Origin of the sequence: Arthrobacter sp. B1I2, assembly GCF_030816485.1 — a bacterium.
GTDB lineage: Bacteria > Actinomycetota > Actinomycetes > Actinomycetales > Micrococcaceae > Arthrobacter.
Map to the genome: position 1 here is coordinate 761764 of NZ_JAUSYC010000001.1, position 13205 is coordinate 774968.

At 67.5% G+C, this 13205-nt stretch carries 12 protein-coding genes and 1 pseudogene; 9 read left to right on the forward strand and 4 right to left on the reverse strand.

Going from position 1 to position 13205, the window contains the following annotated elements:
- Positions 1-63 precede the first annotated feature (63 nt).
- The 3 genes from QFZ57_RS03570 (at position 64) to QFZ57_RS03580 (ending at position 4414) form a co-directional block, all read left to right on the forward strand.
- Complete coding sequence (locus QFZ57_RS03570; protein WP_306629087.1) at positions 64-1191, forward strand: FUSC family protein; 1128 nt, start codon at positions 64-66, stop codon at positions 1189-1191.
- 71 nt (positions 1192-1262) lie between these two features.
- Positions 1263-2636, forward strand: coding sequence for a DNA repair protein RadA (gene radA / locus QFZ57_RS03575; protein WP_306629088.1), 1374 nt, complete (start codon positions 1263-1265; stop codon positions 2634-2636).
- A gap of 143 nt (positions 2637-2779) precedes the next feature.
- A complete protein-coding gene (locus QFZ57_RS03580; protein WP_306898031.1) occupies positions 2780-4414 on the forward strand; it encodes a sensor histidine kinase in 1635 nt (544 codons plus the stop codon).
- Positions 4415-4491: 77 nt separating this feature from the next.
- Here the strand turns inward: QFZ57_RS03580 and QFZ57_RS03585 are convergent, their stop codons facing one another.
- On the reverse strand, positions 4492-4731 hold the full coding sequence (locus QFZ57_RS03585; RefSeq protein WP_306629090.1) for a hypothetical protein: 240 nt from the start codon (positions 4729-4731) through the stop codon (positions 4492-4494).
- A 118-nt stretch (positions 4732-4849) separates the two neighbouring features.
- On the opposite strand from QFZ57_RS03585, the pseudogene QFZ57_RS03590 reads away from it, so the two are divergent.
- A pseudogene (locus tag QFZ57_RS03590) lies at positions 4850-5339 on the forward strand (NUDIX domain-containing protein).
- 294 nt (positions 5340-5633) lie between these two features.
- On the opposite strand, the gene QFZ57_RS03595 reads toward QFZ57_RS03590, so the two are convergent.
- Together QFZ57_RS03595 and QFZ57_RS03600 are read right to left on the reverse strand one after the other, a co-directional pair.
- Entirely contained in the window at positions 5634-6860 is a 1227-nt protein-coding gene (locus tag QFZ57_RS03595; RefSeq protein ID WP_306629093.1) for a beta-ketoacyl-[acyl-carrier-protein] synthase family protein, read from the reverse strand.
- 6 nt (positions 6861-6866) lie between these two features.
- The gene (locus QFZ57_RS03600) at positions 6867-8480 is read right to left on the reverse strand and encodes a peptide chain release factor 3 (protein ID WP_306629094.1); all 1614 of its coding nucleotides are present in this window, start codon (positions 8478-8480) and stop codon (positions 6867-6869) included.
- Positions 8481-8673: 193 nt separating this feature from the next.
- Between QFZ57_RS03600 and QFZ57_RS03605 the strand changes: the two genes are divergently transcribed.
- The 3 genes from QFZ57_RS03605 to disA all read left to right on the forward strand — a co-directional run bounded on the left by QFZ57_RS03605 (position 8674) and on the right by disA (position 10839).
- Positions 8674-8916 (forward strand): hypothetical protein, encoded by a 243-nt coding sequence (locus QFZ57_RS03605; RefSeq protein ID WP_306898037.1) that lies wholly within the window; start codon positions 8674-8676, stop codon positions 8914-8916.
- A 99-nt stretch (positions 8917-9015) separates the two neighbouring features.
- Complete coding sequence (locus tag QFZ57_RS03610) at positions 9016-9516, forward strand: 2'-5' RNA ligase family protein (protein WP_306898039.1); 501 nt, start codon at positions 9016-9018, stop codon at positions 9514-9516.
- 246 nt (positions 9517-9762) lie between these two features.
- Positions 9763-10839 (forward strand): DNA integrity scanning diadenylate cyclase DisA, encoded by a 1077-nt coding sequence (gene disA, locus QFZ57_RS03615; protein WP_306629097.1) that lies wholly within the window; start codon positions 9763-9765, stop codon positions 10837-10839.
- 82 nt (positions 10840-10921) lie between these two features.
- On the opposite strand, the gene QFZ57_RS03620 is transcribed toward disA, so the two are convergent.
- Positions 10922-11614, reverse strand: a complete 693-nt coding sequence (locus QFZ57_RS03620; RefSeq protein WP_306898042.1) for a hypothetical protein — start codon at positions 11612-11614, stop codon at positions 10922-10924.
- Between the two features lie 116 nt (positions 11615-11730).
- Here QFZ57_RS03620 and QFZ57_RS03625 point away from each other — a divergent pair, with 116 nt between their 5' ends.
- Together QFZ57_RS03625 and QFZ57_RS03630 are read left to right on the forward strand one after the other, a co-directional pair.
- Complete coding sequence (locus QFZ57_RS03625) at positions 11731-12711, forward strand: A/G-specific adenine glycosylase (RefSeq protein WP_373461294.1); 981 nt, start codon at positions 11731-11733, stop codon at positions 12709-12711.
- 60 nt (positions 12712-12771) lie between these two features.
- Entirely contained in the window at positions 12772-13203 is a 432-nt protein-coding gene (locus QFZ57_RS03630) for a DUF3592 domain-containing protein (RefSeq protein ID WP_306898043.1), read from the forward strand.
- The last annotated feature ends 2 nt before the right edge of the window (positions 13204-13205 follow it).

Genomic DNA, 13205 nt, shown 5'->3' on the forward strand with positions numbered 1-13205 from the left:
ATGGGCGGCCCTAGTGCGCCGGCTGCCAAATAAACGGACGGGGCAGCAAATAGACTGGACGGCATGGCTCCAGCAGCAGGACTTTCAGCAGGCAGGCGGTTCCTGCACGGCCGCATCCGGACCGGGCTGATCCGGAGCCGGAACTCCCTGGTTCCCGCCATCCAGATGACCATCTGCGCGGTGGCGGCCTACGCCTTCGCCGAATACGTCCTGGGGCACAGCGGCCCGCTCTTCGCTGCAACGTCATCCCTGATCGCCCTGGGTTTTTCGCGCGAGCCGCGGCTGCGGCGGGTAGTGGAGGTTGGCCTTGGCTGCACCATCGGGATCGCGGTGGGCGACCTGCTCCTGCACTGGCTGGGCAGCGGCATCTGGCAGGCCGCCGTCGTCCTTCTCTTCTCCATCCTCCTGGCCCGCTTCCTGGACAGCGGCACCATCTTCACTACCCAGCTGGGGCTGCAGTCGCTGCTGGTGGTGCTGCTGCCGGCGCCCGCGGGCGGCCCGTTCACCCGCAGCATCGACGCTGTTGTGGGCGGCCTCTGCGCCCTGCTGGTGACCATTCTCATGCCCAAGGATCCGCGCCGGGAGCCGCGCCGTGACGTCCAGAAACTGCTGCACGAACTGGCCGAGGTGCTGCGGGAATGCGCCGGCGCGCTGGCCAACAGCGACTCAACACAGGCCTGGCACGCGCTGATCCGGGGCAGGAACTGCCAGCCCCTGGTGGATGCCATGCGCCAGTCGCTCCGGGCCTCCGGGGAGGTTGCAACGCTGGCGCCCGCCTACCGCCGGCACCGGGAGGAACTGGACCGGCTCAAGCAGTCGCTGGACTTCATCGACCTGGCGCTGCGCAACAGCCGCGTTTTTGCCCGCAGGCTCACCAGCGCCATCAACCATGCCGCCCTCTCGGACGAGGCGACGGACAGTATCGCGGAGGTGCTGCAGGAGACCGCTGCCGCGATTGATGAGCTTTCGCTGGGCCTTGCGGAATCGCACGACGGCGTACGCCGTGCCCACCTGCGCACTGCCCGGCGCGACCTGAGCGAAATCGCCCTGCGCCTGCACCCCAAGCTGCTGGAGGTGCAGCGGCTGGAGGGTGAAACCGTGGTGATGCTGTTCCGGCCGCTGATGGTGGACCTGCTGGAGGCCACGGGCATGGACGCGGACGAGGCCAGGGACGTGCTGCCCGCGCTGTAGTGCGGGTGGGCCCACGGGCCGGGGACGGGTGCGGGCGGGGAATGTCAGTGCCCGCCACTAGGGTTGAACTCATGGCAACAAAGACTTCCCGGGCCTCCAAGGCGCCCGCGTACAAATGCGCAGAATGCGGCTGGACCACCGCCAAATGGGTGGGTCGCTGCGGCGAGTGCCAGGCGTGGGGCACGGTTGAGGAAACGGGCACTGCGACAGCGCGGACGACTGCGGCAACAACAGTCGTGGAGCCGGCGCGGCGGATCGCGGACGTGGACGCCACCACCGCCGCGTTCCTGCCCACCGGGGTGGACGAGCTGGACCGGGTGTTGGGCGGAGGCCTGGTTCCCGGCGCCGTCATCCTGCTGGCAGGAGAGCCCGGGGTGGGTAAGTCGACCCTGCTGCTGGACGTTGCTGCGAAGTTCGCGCGGACCGCCCAGGACGTCCTCTATGTCACGGGCGAAGAGTCGGCCGCGCAGGTGAAGCTGCGCGCGGAGCGGATCGACGCGGTTGCAGATTCCCTGTACCTGTCCGCGGAGACGGACCTGGGCCAGGCGCTGGGACAGGTGGAGAAAATCGAACCGCGGCTGCTCATCGTGGACTCCGTGCAGACCCTCAGCAGCGCGGACGTGGACGGCAGCGCCGGTGGCGTGTCCCAGGTCCGCGAAGTGGCGGCGTCCATTATTGCCGCGGCCAAGCGGCGGAACATGACCACCCTGCTGGTGGGTCACGTCACCAAGGATGGTTCCATCGCCGGGCCGCGGCTGCTGGAACACCTGGTGGATGTGGTGTGCCAGTTCGAGGGTGAGCGGCACTCCCGGCTGCGGCTGCTCCGGGCGGTCAAGAACCGGTATGGCCCCACCGACGACGTGGGCTGCTTCGACCTCAACGAGAACGGCATCGAGGGCCTGACCGATCCCAGCGGGCTGTTCGTCAGCCGCACCAAGGACCCGGTCTCCGGAACCTGCATCACGGTCACCATGGAGGGGCGCCGCCCCCTGCTGGCGGAGGTGCAGTCGCTGCTGGCCGAAAGTCCCAATTCGCAGCCGCGGCGGGCCACCAGCGGACTGGACAGTTCGCGTGTGTCCATGCTCCTGGCCGTGCTGCAGCAGCGGGCAGGGACCCTGCTGCACAAGGACGATTCATACGTTGCCACGGTGGGCGGGGTGAAACTCAGTGAACCGGCCACGGACCTTGCGGTTGCCCTTGCCGTGGCCTCTGCAAAAGCCCGCAAGCCCTTGCCCATCCGGCTGGTCGCGTTTGGTGAGGTGGGGCTGGCCGGCGAGGTCCGGCCGGTACCGGGCATCAACCAGCGGATCCAGGAGGCCCACCGGCTGGGATTCACCCATGCCGTGGTTCCGGCCAGCCATACTGGACCGGGCCCGGTACCGGCAGGATTTTCGGTGCGCGAAGTGGAGCACCTCACGGAAGCGCTGAGCCTGCTGATCGGATAGCGCCTGCTGGTAGTTCCCCTTCCACGGGTAATCTGTGTACAGCGCCTTCTTGCAGACGGAGGCTTGAATTTCTGTGCTCTGGGGGCACCGTGGTAATTCAGGAACAGCAGGGCACCGCTGCAGGTGGGGGCCACGGACGGAGGGTGCCGGCGCAGCCCGTGGTGTCGGACCGCCTTGACGGGCTCTTTGGCAGCCTTAGTGCGCGCAAGAGGGTAGTGGCCAGCCAAATGCCGGTCACCTTGACCATCGCACTCGTGGTGGTTGCCGCGGCTATCTTCAGCCCGGAGACATTGACCAGCAATTTGTTCCTGGCGGCGCTGCTGTTCCACTTGGCCATCGCCGCAGCGTGCGTGGCCATACCGTGGGCCCGACTTCCCGCAAGGGCATTCGCCGTGATCCCGCTCCTTGACTGCCTTGCCATCGGCTTCACCCGTGAGGCGGGAGGCCCCGCCTTCAGTGTCCTCAGCATGATGCTGGTGTTCCCCGTCATCTGGCTCTCCGCCCATGTCCCGCCATACATGCCTGCCCTGGCCATTGCAGGGACCGTCCTCAGCACGGTCGTCCCCTCCGCCGTCCAGGGCTCACCGCCGGCGGGGGGATCGATGATCCGCACCCTTATCCTCCCCCTGGTCATGTCGGTTATCGCCGTGACCGCACACGTGGTGGCCACCACTATCCGCCGGCAACGGATCAGGCTCATGGAAAACGAGAATGAACTGGCCCGCACGCTCGGTGAAAGCATCCGCCGGCAGGGGTTGCTCGACGCCGTCCTCAAAGCCGTCGGAGTGGGCGTCTGGGTGGTGGACGGCCGTGGCAGCACCGTGCTGGCAAACAGGGCCATGCATGCGGACCCTGCCCTTGCCGGTGTCATCAACCCGGCCCGCGGCCAGGGGCAGCTCCTGGCGCCCGACCGCTCCACCCCGGTCCCGGAGAACCTGCTGCCTGCGGCGCGCGCCGCCGCAGGGGAATCATTCACTGACGAGTTGTACTGGGCAGGTCCACCGGACCGCCAGCGCGCCTACTCCGTGGGCTCGCACGGCTTCCCTCCCGCCGGCGGGCAGGAAGGCGGCGCCGTGATCACGTTTGTGGATGTGACCAGCCTCATCGGCACCCTGGCTGCCAAGGACAACTTCGTTGCCACTGTCTCGCACGAGCTGCGGACCCCGTTGACGTCCATTCTCGGCTACCTGGAACTGGTCCTGGACGAACCGGGGCATGAGGACATCCGCGAGGAGCTTCTGGTGGTCCGCCGGAACGCGGAACACCTGCTGGGCCTCGTCAATGACCTCATTGCGGTCGCTTCAGAGCGTGTTGACCTCTCGCTGGAGGAGGCGGACCTCGCCCGGTTGGTGGCCCGGGAGGTGGACGCAGCCCTGCCCAAGGCTGCCGGCAACGGATTGCGGCTGGTGCTTGACGTGGAGCAGCCCCTGCCCGCCAGGATGGACCCGGCACGAATCAGCCAGGTGGTCCGGAACCTGCTCTCGAACGCCATCAAGTACTCCCCCAACGGCGGCGTGATCACCGCCAGGGCCTTCAGGGCCGAGACGGGCCCGGCCTGTGCCATCACCGATCCGGGTCTGGGGATGACGGAGGAAGAGCAGGAACAGGCCTTCACCAAGTTCTTCCGTTCGGCACGGTCCCGCGCAACAGCCATCCCGGGCGCAGGCTTGGGACTGCCGGTCAGCAAGACCATCGTGGAAGGCCACGGCGGGTCAATCAGCCTGGACAGTGAGCCCGGCGTGGGCACCAGGGCAACCTTCATCCTGCCGGAGACTTGACCGGTACCGGCAAGACCCGTTATCCCTGCCTGTGGTGGCGGGACGTGCCGGACCGCGTAGCGGGCCGGGCGAACGGGTCAGGAGCCGGCGTCGGCCAGCCACCGCGAGACGTCGCTGCGCAGCACCAGGAGGGGGCCGCCGGTGGCGCTCACGTTGCCGTTCGCCACGTAGTACCCGCGGCCCGAACCTGTTCCCCCGGCGGCGCGGTCCAGGGCATCCACCAGATGCCGTGGCAGGTGGCCCTGCGCACCAATGCTGCGGAGCTCATCGACTTCCTCCGGCGTGAGCCGTCCCAAAACCTCGGCAATGTTTGCCATGAGTGGTCCCTTCGAGCAGAGTGCCTGAAGGAATAACCTAAAGCAGCGCCGTGAACTCCACGTTAACGGCAGGCAGCAACTGAACTTTTCCATGGAAACGACAGATCGGAAGTACCACATGCCCATTCGAAGCGCCGGCATCCTGCTGTACCGGCAGGACCCGGGCGCCGCTGCCGGTGCCCCGGACGGGCTGCAGGTATGGATCGCCCACATGGGAGGCCCGTTCTGGGCGCGCAAGGACGCGCATGCCTGGTCGATTCCCAAGGGCGAGTATGCCGATGGGGAGGACCCGCTGGCCGCCGCACTGCGCGAGTTCGAAGAGGAGATGGGCACCGCGGCCCCGGAAGCTGAATACCGGCTGCTTGGCGAATTCCGGCAACCCTCCGGAAAGCTCATCATGGTCTACGCGGCGCAGGCAGATTTCGCCCCCGGGGTGATCACCAGCAACACCTTCCCGCTTGAATGGCCCAAGGGGTCCGGCCGGATCCAGCACTACCCCCGAAATCGACGACGCCCGCTGGTTCCCGGAACAGGAGGCCCGGCTCAAACTCGTGAAGGGCCAGCTGCCCATCCTTGACGCGCTGGCCAAGGACGCCGCTGCGACGTGAGGCCACCGCAGAACGGCGAACACCGGAAGCGTCATCCCCGGCCTCTTCGCGCTTGCCGCCGCGTCCACGATCGCCGCGGGCCTGGTGTACTTCCTGAAGGAGCGGCGCAGCGGCCACGACGCAGCGCCGGCCGCCGAAGCCCAGGACCGCAGCGTGGAGGCGGCAGTGCCCACCCGGGCCTAGGCGATGATGCGATTGCGCCGCAATCGCCGGATCGGTGCCGGGACGCCCTAACGTTCGGGCGTTACCGCACCGTTCCGGCGTCCCGGGCGCAAACGGCCCGGGACTCTGAGGCTATGAGCCCGTGATCACCAGCGCCACGCTGTGGCCACCAAAACCGAAGGCATTCACCAGCCCGGCCGGGGCATAACCCGGCGGAAGCTGGTGGGTGCCTTCGGTGATGACGTTAAGGTCCACTTCCGGGTCCAGCGTCTCCACGTTCAGCGTTCCCGGCACCTTGCCGGTGCGCAGGGCTTCGAGGACCACGACGGCGGCCAGCGCGCCGGCGCCGCCCAGCAGGTGGCCGGTATGCCCCTTGGTGGAAGTGACCGGCACATCAGCACCAAAGACCGCGTTGATGGCCTGGCCTTCCAACCGGTCGCCCACGGGAGTTGAGGTGGCGTGCGCGTGGACGAATCCGATGTCGGCCGGCTGCATGCCCGCGGAGTCCAGCGCCTTCTCCATGACCCGCCGCTGCATGGCAGGATCGGCGGCCACAATGTCGTTCGCGTCGGAGGTCACCGCTCCCCCGGCCACGGACCCAAGCACCGCGGCGCCGCGGGCGCGGGCGTGCTCTTCGCTCTCCAGCACCACCACCCCGGCGCCCTCAGCGAGCACAAAGCCGTCCCGGCCGCCGTCGAACGGCCGCGACGCCCGCTGCGGGTCAGCCGAACGGGTGGACAGGGCACGGATCTGGGCAAAGCCGCTGATCACCAGGTCATTCACCGAGGCGTCAACACCGCCGGCAATCACGACGTCGGCAGCACCGGAGCGGATCATCTCGGCTGCCTGGACAATCGCCTCAGCCCCGGAGGCACAGGCGCTGACAGGCGTCCGGGCGCCGCCGCGGGCGCCGAGATCGATGGACACCCAGGCGGCCGGGCCGTTGACCATCAGCCGGGTGAGGGTGTGCGGGGAAACCTTGCGCGGGCCGGACTGGTTGAGCGTACGGTCCTGTTCGATGGTGGAGCCCAGCCCGCCATACGCGGAGCCGATCACCACCGCGAACCGCTCGGGATCCACCTCCGGGGCACCGGCCTGTTCCCACGCCTCACGTGCCGCAATCAGCGCGAACTGCCCGCACCGGTCCATCCGCTTCAGCTCGCGGGTGCTCAGGTGCTCCGAAAGGTCTGCCGTGACCTGCCCGGCGATCCTTACCGGCAGCTGCTCCGCCCAGTCCTGCTCCAGAGCCGCAATCCCGGAACGCCCGCCAAGCAGGGCCTCCCAGGTTTCCTTGACTGTGGAACCAAGCGGGTTGATGGTGCCGACGCCGGTGACCAGCGCGCGTTGATGGTTGGTCATTTGGTCCTACTTCGCGGGGTTGTGCGTGCCGATGGGCACGAGCGTCAGGTCCGGGTGGTTCTTTTCGATGCGGCGCAGCGCGTAAACGTCGTTGAACAGGGCGAGGTACTCGCCGTCGGACCGCAACAGCACCTCGGCACCGATCACGTTGGCCAGCGCAGGCATGGCGTCCGCCGTGGAGATCCTGGCCAGGGAGTAGGGCAGGCGTTCAAGGCGCATCGGGGCGCTGAAGTCATGCGCCATGCGGTCCTCCACCACCTCGAACTGCATGGGTCCTACGGCGGCAAGCACCGGCGCCTGGTCACCGCGGACGTCGGAGCGGAGCACCTGGATGACGCCTTCGTGTTCGAGCTGCTCGATGCCGCGGCGGAACTGCTTGAACTTGCTGGGGTCCTTGGACCGGGCCACCTGGAAGTGTTCGGGGGCGAACAGCGGGATGGCCGGGTATTCCACGGGTTCTTCAAGGAACAGGCTGTCGCCGACGCGCAGCGATGAGGCGTTGACCAGGCCCACCACGTCCCCGGGGTAGGCCTCGTCGATCACCTCACGTTCGCGGCCGAACACCTGTTGCGCGTACTTGGTGGCGAAGGACTTGCCGGTGCGGGTCTGGGTGACCACCATGCCGCGCTCGAACACGCCGGAGCAGACGCGGATGAAGGCCACATGGTCGCGGTGCGCTTTGTTCATGCCGGCCTGGACCTTGAAGACGAAGCCGGAGAACGGGGATTCCACGGGACGGGGGTTGCCTTCCACGTCCGGGCGGGGCGCTGCCGGCGGCGCGAAGTCCACCAGAGCGTCCAGCAGTTCCTTGACGCCGAAGTTGAGCGCGGCGGAGCTGAACAGGATGGGGGTGGCCTTGCCGGCGTGGAAGGCGTCGACGTCGAACTCGAGGTTGGACTCGATCACCAGGCCGGCCTCGTCCACGGCGTCGGACCAGTTGCTGCCCTGGGTTTTTGCCGCTTCCTCGGGGGTGAAGTATTCAGTGATGGCGATCTGGGCGCCGGCGTTGTTGCGCTGGAACCGGGCGAAGCGGTCGTTGCGGAGGTCCCAGACGCCGCGGAAGTCGCCGGAGATGCCCACGGCCCAGGTCAGCGGCATGGGCTGCAGGCCGGTGCGTTCGGTGATCTCGTCCATCAGCGCCAAGGGGTCCAGGCCGGGCCGGTCCCATTTGTTGATGACCGTGATGATGGGCAGGTTGCGCTGCTTGCAGACCTCGAAGAGTTTCATGGTCTGGGTTTCCAGGCCCTTGGCGGCATCCACCAGCATCACGGCGCAGTCGACGGCGGCCAGCACACGGTAGGTGTCCTCGGAGAAGTCGGCGTGGCCGGGGGTGTCCAGGAGGTTGATGACGGTGTCCCGGTAGGAGAACTGCAGCGCCGCCGAGCTGATGGAGATGCCGCGGTCCTTCTCCATCTGCATCCAGTCGGAGACGGTTTCCTTGCGGTTGGCTTTGCCGCTGGAAGCGCCCGCGGTGCCGATGACCTTTGCGTGCAGGGCCAGCGCCTCGGTGAGCGTGGACTTGCCGGCGTCGGGGTGGGAAATGACAGCAAAGGTCCGACGGCGGCCCGCTTCTTTGTGAATGGCAGAGACCCTGGCGGGGGTCAGGACATCTTGGGACACGGTGCTACCTTCGCTGCGGTTGGGCTGCCCAGTGCGCTTTTGGGTATGCGCTGCGACTCGAGGGCGGGGATTGTTATTGGCAAACGGCCAAAGTACAAGTTTATCGCAGCGCTGCAAACGGGACGGGTTCGGCTTAACGCAGGCGAAACCGGACGTTCAAAGCTGCGAAATGCGGGACCGTTAGCTTGGGCGCATGATCCATGGCGTCACTTTCTCCGGGAACCTTTTCTTTGACCCGTTGGCCACCAACCTGGGCACCAAACTGGCAACAGGCCTTGGCGCCGCCGGGGCGCAGGCCCCTGGTTCTACCCCTCCTTCCAGCCCGGCCCGGAAGCGCAGGGTGCAAACAGCGGCTGAGCATAAGGCACTCCGGGCCGCGTCCCTCTCCAAAGTCAGCAGGGACTTGGAACGGATGCTCAGGGAGCGGAAGCGCTGAAGCCCTCCGGGGCAGTGGCAGCTTCCGGCGCGCAGCCGGTATCGGACAACGGACAACGGGCAGCAGGCAGCGGGCAGCGGGCAGCGGCATGATGTGTTCATGCGAAGCATCGAGTTGGTCTTTGATGGCCCCACCGATTCCCTGATCAGGGCCGACTGGGCACGGCTCGCGGCCGCCGGCCTCCCGAGCCTGGCCGCGCATTCCTCCCCCAGCAACAGCCCACACATCACGCTTGCCGCCGGCTTGGACCTGGTTGCCGCGCAGGAAGGCCCCTGGCAGAGGCTGCCCATGGACATCACCTTCTCGGGAGCGATCGTTTTTCCCGCGGGCGCCGGTAAGTACGTCCTTGCCCGGGCGGTCCTGCTGACTGCTCCCCTGCTGGACCTGCACTGCCTCCTGCACCAGGCCCTGTCCGGGGCGCTGCCGCTGACGTGCCCGGGGGCGTGGACACCGCACGCCACGATCTCCCGGCGCATTCCCGGGCACCAGCTCGGAACAGCCATGGACCTGCTGGACCTGCGCCTTGAGGGCCGCTGTACGGGAGCGCGGCTCTGGGACAGCAGCACCAAAACGGTCACACCCCTGGGGCAGCCCGCCTGAGCAAGACGGTGGACCCCGGGTCACGAGCGGCGAAAGTGCCCGGACCGGACAGGGTTAAACAGGCGTTTTCCCGGCCGTTCCGGGCACCCCCTAATGGGGCACTTTGGGGCTTGCCCGTGCGGAAGTTCGGTTTCTTACCCCTATCATTGAGCTTGCGGGAATCAGAGCACTTTTTGATCCTGCCGGCCAACTGCGGACGTCGGCATTCCTGCCGGCGGCGGTCCGCACCTTCGAAGGGAAACACCTATGGCGCGGAGCCCCGAAGAATCGCTGAGGGCTACTCTGGGCAGGGTTGCACCCGGAACCCCCCTCCGCGACGGCCTGGAACGGATCCTCCGCGGGCGCACCGGCGCGCTGATCGTCCTCGGTTCCGACCGCACCATCGATTCCATCTGCTCTGGCGGATTCGATATCGGCATCGAATTCTCGCCTACCCGCCTGCGCGAACTGGCCAAGATGGACGGCGCCATCATCTGCGACAAGGACGCGGGCAACATCCTGCGTGCCGCGGTCCAGCTGGTCCCGGACTCAAGCATCGAAACGCAGGAGTCCGGCACCCGGCACCGCACGGCGGAACGGGTAGCCAAGCAGACCGGAGCCCCGGTCATTTCCGTCAGCCAGTCCATGCAGATCATCGCCCTGTACGTCAACGGATTGCGGCACGTCCTGGAGGGCTCCGAAAACGTCCTTGCCCGCGCCAACCAGGCGCTGGCCACCCTGGAGCGCTACGTGGCCCGCCTGGACCAGGTCACCAGTTCGCTGTCAGCGCTGGAAATCGAGGCGATGGTGACGGTGCGCGACGTGGCCGTGACCCTCCAGCGGCAGGAAATGGTCCGCCGCATTTCGGAGGAAATCTCGCAGTACGTCCTGGAACTGGGCGAAGACGGCCGCCTCCTCTCCCTCCAGCTGGACGAGCTGACCGTGGGACGGGGTCCGGGCAGCGACGTGATCATCCGCGACTACGCCAGCCCCAATGCTTCCGCCGAAGACATCGAAAATGCTGTGAATGAACTCGTCAACCTGGGACCAACGGAACTGATCGACCTGGGCAAGATCTCGTCGATCGTGGGATTTGCGGGCGGCGAAGCAAACCTTGACGCCGTGGTGCAGCCCCGCGGCTACCGGCTGCTGTCCGGCCTGAAGGCAGTCCCGAAAGCCGTGGCGGACCGGCTGGTGGACCATTTCGGCGGGCTGCAGTTCCTGATGGCCGCCACCATTGATGACCTCATGACCGTTGACGGCATCGGCGACCAGCGTGCCCGCACCGTCCGGGAGGGGCTCAGCCGGATGGCCGAAGCAAGCCTCCTGGACCGCTTCCTCTAAGCAACATCGATCTAAACGCGCAGGGGTTTCCTGGCCTGGCCAGCGGGGCAAGGGCCCGTGGGCGGCACTCCGTGAGGCCGGATTAGTTCAGCTGGAAGACGGCCTTGGGGCTGGCCCGCGAGCCGAGCTTAGCGGTGAAGATGTAGTACGCACCACCGCCGCCCGGGGCTGCAGCCACGGCCTTGCAGCCTTCGGCACTGCGGTTCCGGCTCCACGGGAAGTTCGCCGTTTCGCTGGCGCCGGGCGCGATCACCTTCACCAGGTCCTCGCTGGACGCCTGGCAGTCCTTTGAAGAAAAAATCCGGTCGGAGCCGCTGGTCACCAGAAATTCCATTTGCGAGGTTCCGATGTTGACCTCGCACGCGACGGTGCCGCCGTTGGTCACTTTCAGGCTGAACATCGGGTTTTCTCCCGGGCCATAGGCAGGCTTGTCCGTCGAGGCCGAAACAGTCACCAGGTTCTGGTTGCAGGAGGGGGTTGCGGAGGCAGTGGGCGACGGCGTGGCGGACGGGGTTGCCGGCGCGGAAGCAGAAGGGGTGGCGGAAGCAGACGGGGCGGCCGCGTCAGTGGAAGACGGTTGGGTGGAGGACGCCTGCTGGGAACCGCCCTTGAAGGCAGCGGCCAGGGCGAAACCGCTGACCACCAGCACAATCACCAGCAGCAGCGCCCCGCCAACAACCAGCCGACGGCGGCGGTACACGGCCGCGCTGGGCTTCCGGACACTGCTGGAACCGGATGCCGTGCCGCGTTCTGGTGAATTGCCTTGCCTGCCCATCCTCCTAGGCTAGGGAACGCCGCCGGATCTGCACTGCCACCACGCCGCCGCACGCCCATCGCTCTGGTCACACCCGGTTTGCAGCCCGCCCGAACCCATAAACTAAGGTATTGGGCATCGACACTCAAACCTCCACCGCCGCCGCGGGCACTCCCACGGGCCTCGCAGACCGGGAGTCGCTCCATTACCGGATCAACTCCTGGTTCGACGGCATCGCCCGCGACCTGCCGTGGCGTAAGCCTGACTGCCCCGCCTGGGGTGTGCTGGTCAGCGAGATCATGCTGCAGCAGACACCCGTGGTCCGGGTCCTCCCCGTCTGGCACGAGTGGCTCAAGCGCTGGCCCACCCCGGCCGGGCTGGCCGGCGAACCGGCAGGGGAAGCGGTACGTTCGTGGGGCAGGCTGGGGTACCCCCGGCGGGCTCTCCGGCTGCACGCCGCGGCCACCGCCATTGTCCGGGACCACGGCGGCCAGGTCCCGGATACCTACGCGGAGCTGCTGGCCCTGCCCGGGGTGGGCAGCTACACGGCAGCGGCAGTGGCGGCCTTCGCTTATGGCCGCCGCGAAACGGTGGTGGACACCAACATCCGCCGGGTGCACGCCCGGCTGGTCACCGGTGTTGCCCTTCCCGCGCCCACGCTGACCGCGGCGGAGATGCGCCTGGCCGCAGCCCTGTTGCCGGACGACGACGAAACCTCCGTGCGCTGGAACGCTGCGGTCATGGAACTGGGGGCGCTGGTGTGCACGGCCCGGGCGCCCAAGTGCGCTGCCTGCCCGGTGAAAGACTCCTGTGCCTGGCTCGCGGCGGGTGAGCCCCCGCCGTCGTACGTTCCCAAAGGCCAGGCGTGGCACGGGACCGACCGCCAGGTGCGCGGTGCAGTCCTGGCTGTGCTGCGGCTGGCGGAATCTCCCGTGCCGCCGGACATGTTCCAGCGCGAGCCTGCCGATCTTGGCTTTACCCCGGAAGGAGTCGGCGTGCCCCTGGCCGCGCTGCACCGGCTCAACTCCGCTCCCGAGCAGCTGGAGCGGGCGCTGGCCGGGCTGCTGGCGGACGGGCTGGCCGAGATGCACGACGGCGGCTACCGGCTCCCAGCCTGAACCGCCGGCGGCGCACCACGGGAATGGCATACTTCTTGGTGACCGGAACCGGGGGAAGCCATGAAAACCATTCTGTACGTCGTTTGGGCGCTGTTTGTTGCCGCCGCGATATTCTCGCTGGTCCATGCGGCCCGCAGGACCAGGCGCCAGGGACAGCTGATGGCGGACTGGCCCAAGGCGCAGGCCACCGTCACCGGCAGCACCACCGGCTGGACCAGCGGCGTGGGCGGCGCCAGCCGGAACCTCCGTTACTACCCCACGTACCAGTTCACTGATCCGCATGGCAGCCTTTTCATGGGCAAGTCCGAGATCTCCGGCGTAGAGCAGCCGGTGCCGGGGTCGCTGATCGAGGTGGCCTACAACCCGCAGAACCCCAACGAATCCCTCCAGGTTTCCGCAGAGCCGCGCACCGCCATGGGTTGCCTGATTCCGTTTTTCGCGGTCTTTGCCATTGCGCTGTTCTGGTTCATTGGCATCTTCCCGCTGGGTTAGGG

Excerpts from the sequence above, each read along its gene's own strand:
- QFZ57_RS03620 (WP_306898042.1), bottom strand. The coding sequence starts at position 11,614 with ATGGGCAGGCAAGGCAATTCACCAGAACGCGGCACGGCATCCGGTTCC.
- QFZ57_RS03610 (WP_306898039.1), top strand. The coding sequence starts at position 9,016 with ATGCGAAGCATCGAGTTGGTCTTTGATGGCCCCACCGATTCCCTGATC.
- radA (WP_306629088.1), top strand. The coding sequence starts at position 1,263 with ATGGCAACAAAGACTTCCCGGGCCTCCAAGGCGCCCGCGTACAAATGC.
- QFZ57_RS03605 (WP_306898037.1), top strand. The coding sequence starts at position 8,674 with ATGATCCATGGCGTCACTTTCTCCGGGAACCTTTTCTTTGACCCGTTG.
- QFZ57_RS03585 (WP_306629090.1), bottom strand. The coding sequence starts at position 4,731 with ATGGCAAACATTGCCGAGGTTTTGGGACGGCTCACGCCGGAGGAAGTC.
- QFZ57_RS03595 (WP_306629093.1), bottom strand. The coding sequence starts at position 6,860 with ATGACCAACCATCAACGCGCGCTGGTCACCGGCGTCGGCACCATCAAC.
- QFZ57_RS03570 (WP_306629087.1), top strand. The coding sequence starts at position 64 with ATGGCTCCAGCAGCAGGACTTTCAGCAGGCAGGCGGTTCCTGCACGGC.
- QFZ57_RS03630 (WP_306898043.1), top strand. The coding sequence starts at position 12,772 with ATGAAAACCATTCTGTACGTCGTTTGGGCGCTGTTTGTTGCCGCCGCG.
- disA (WP_306629097.1), top strand. The coding sequence starts at position 9,763 with ATGGCGCGGAGCCCCGAAGAATCGCTGAGGGCTACTCTGGGCAGGGTT.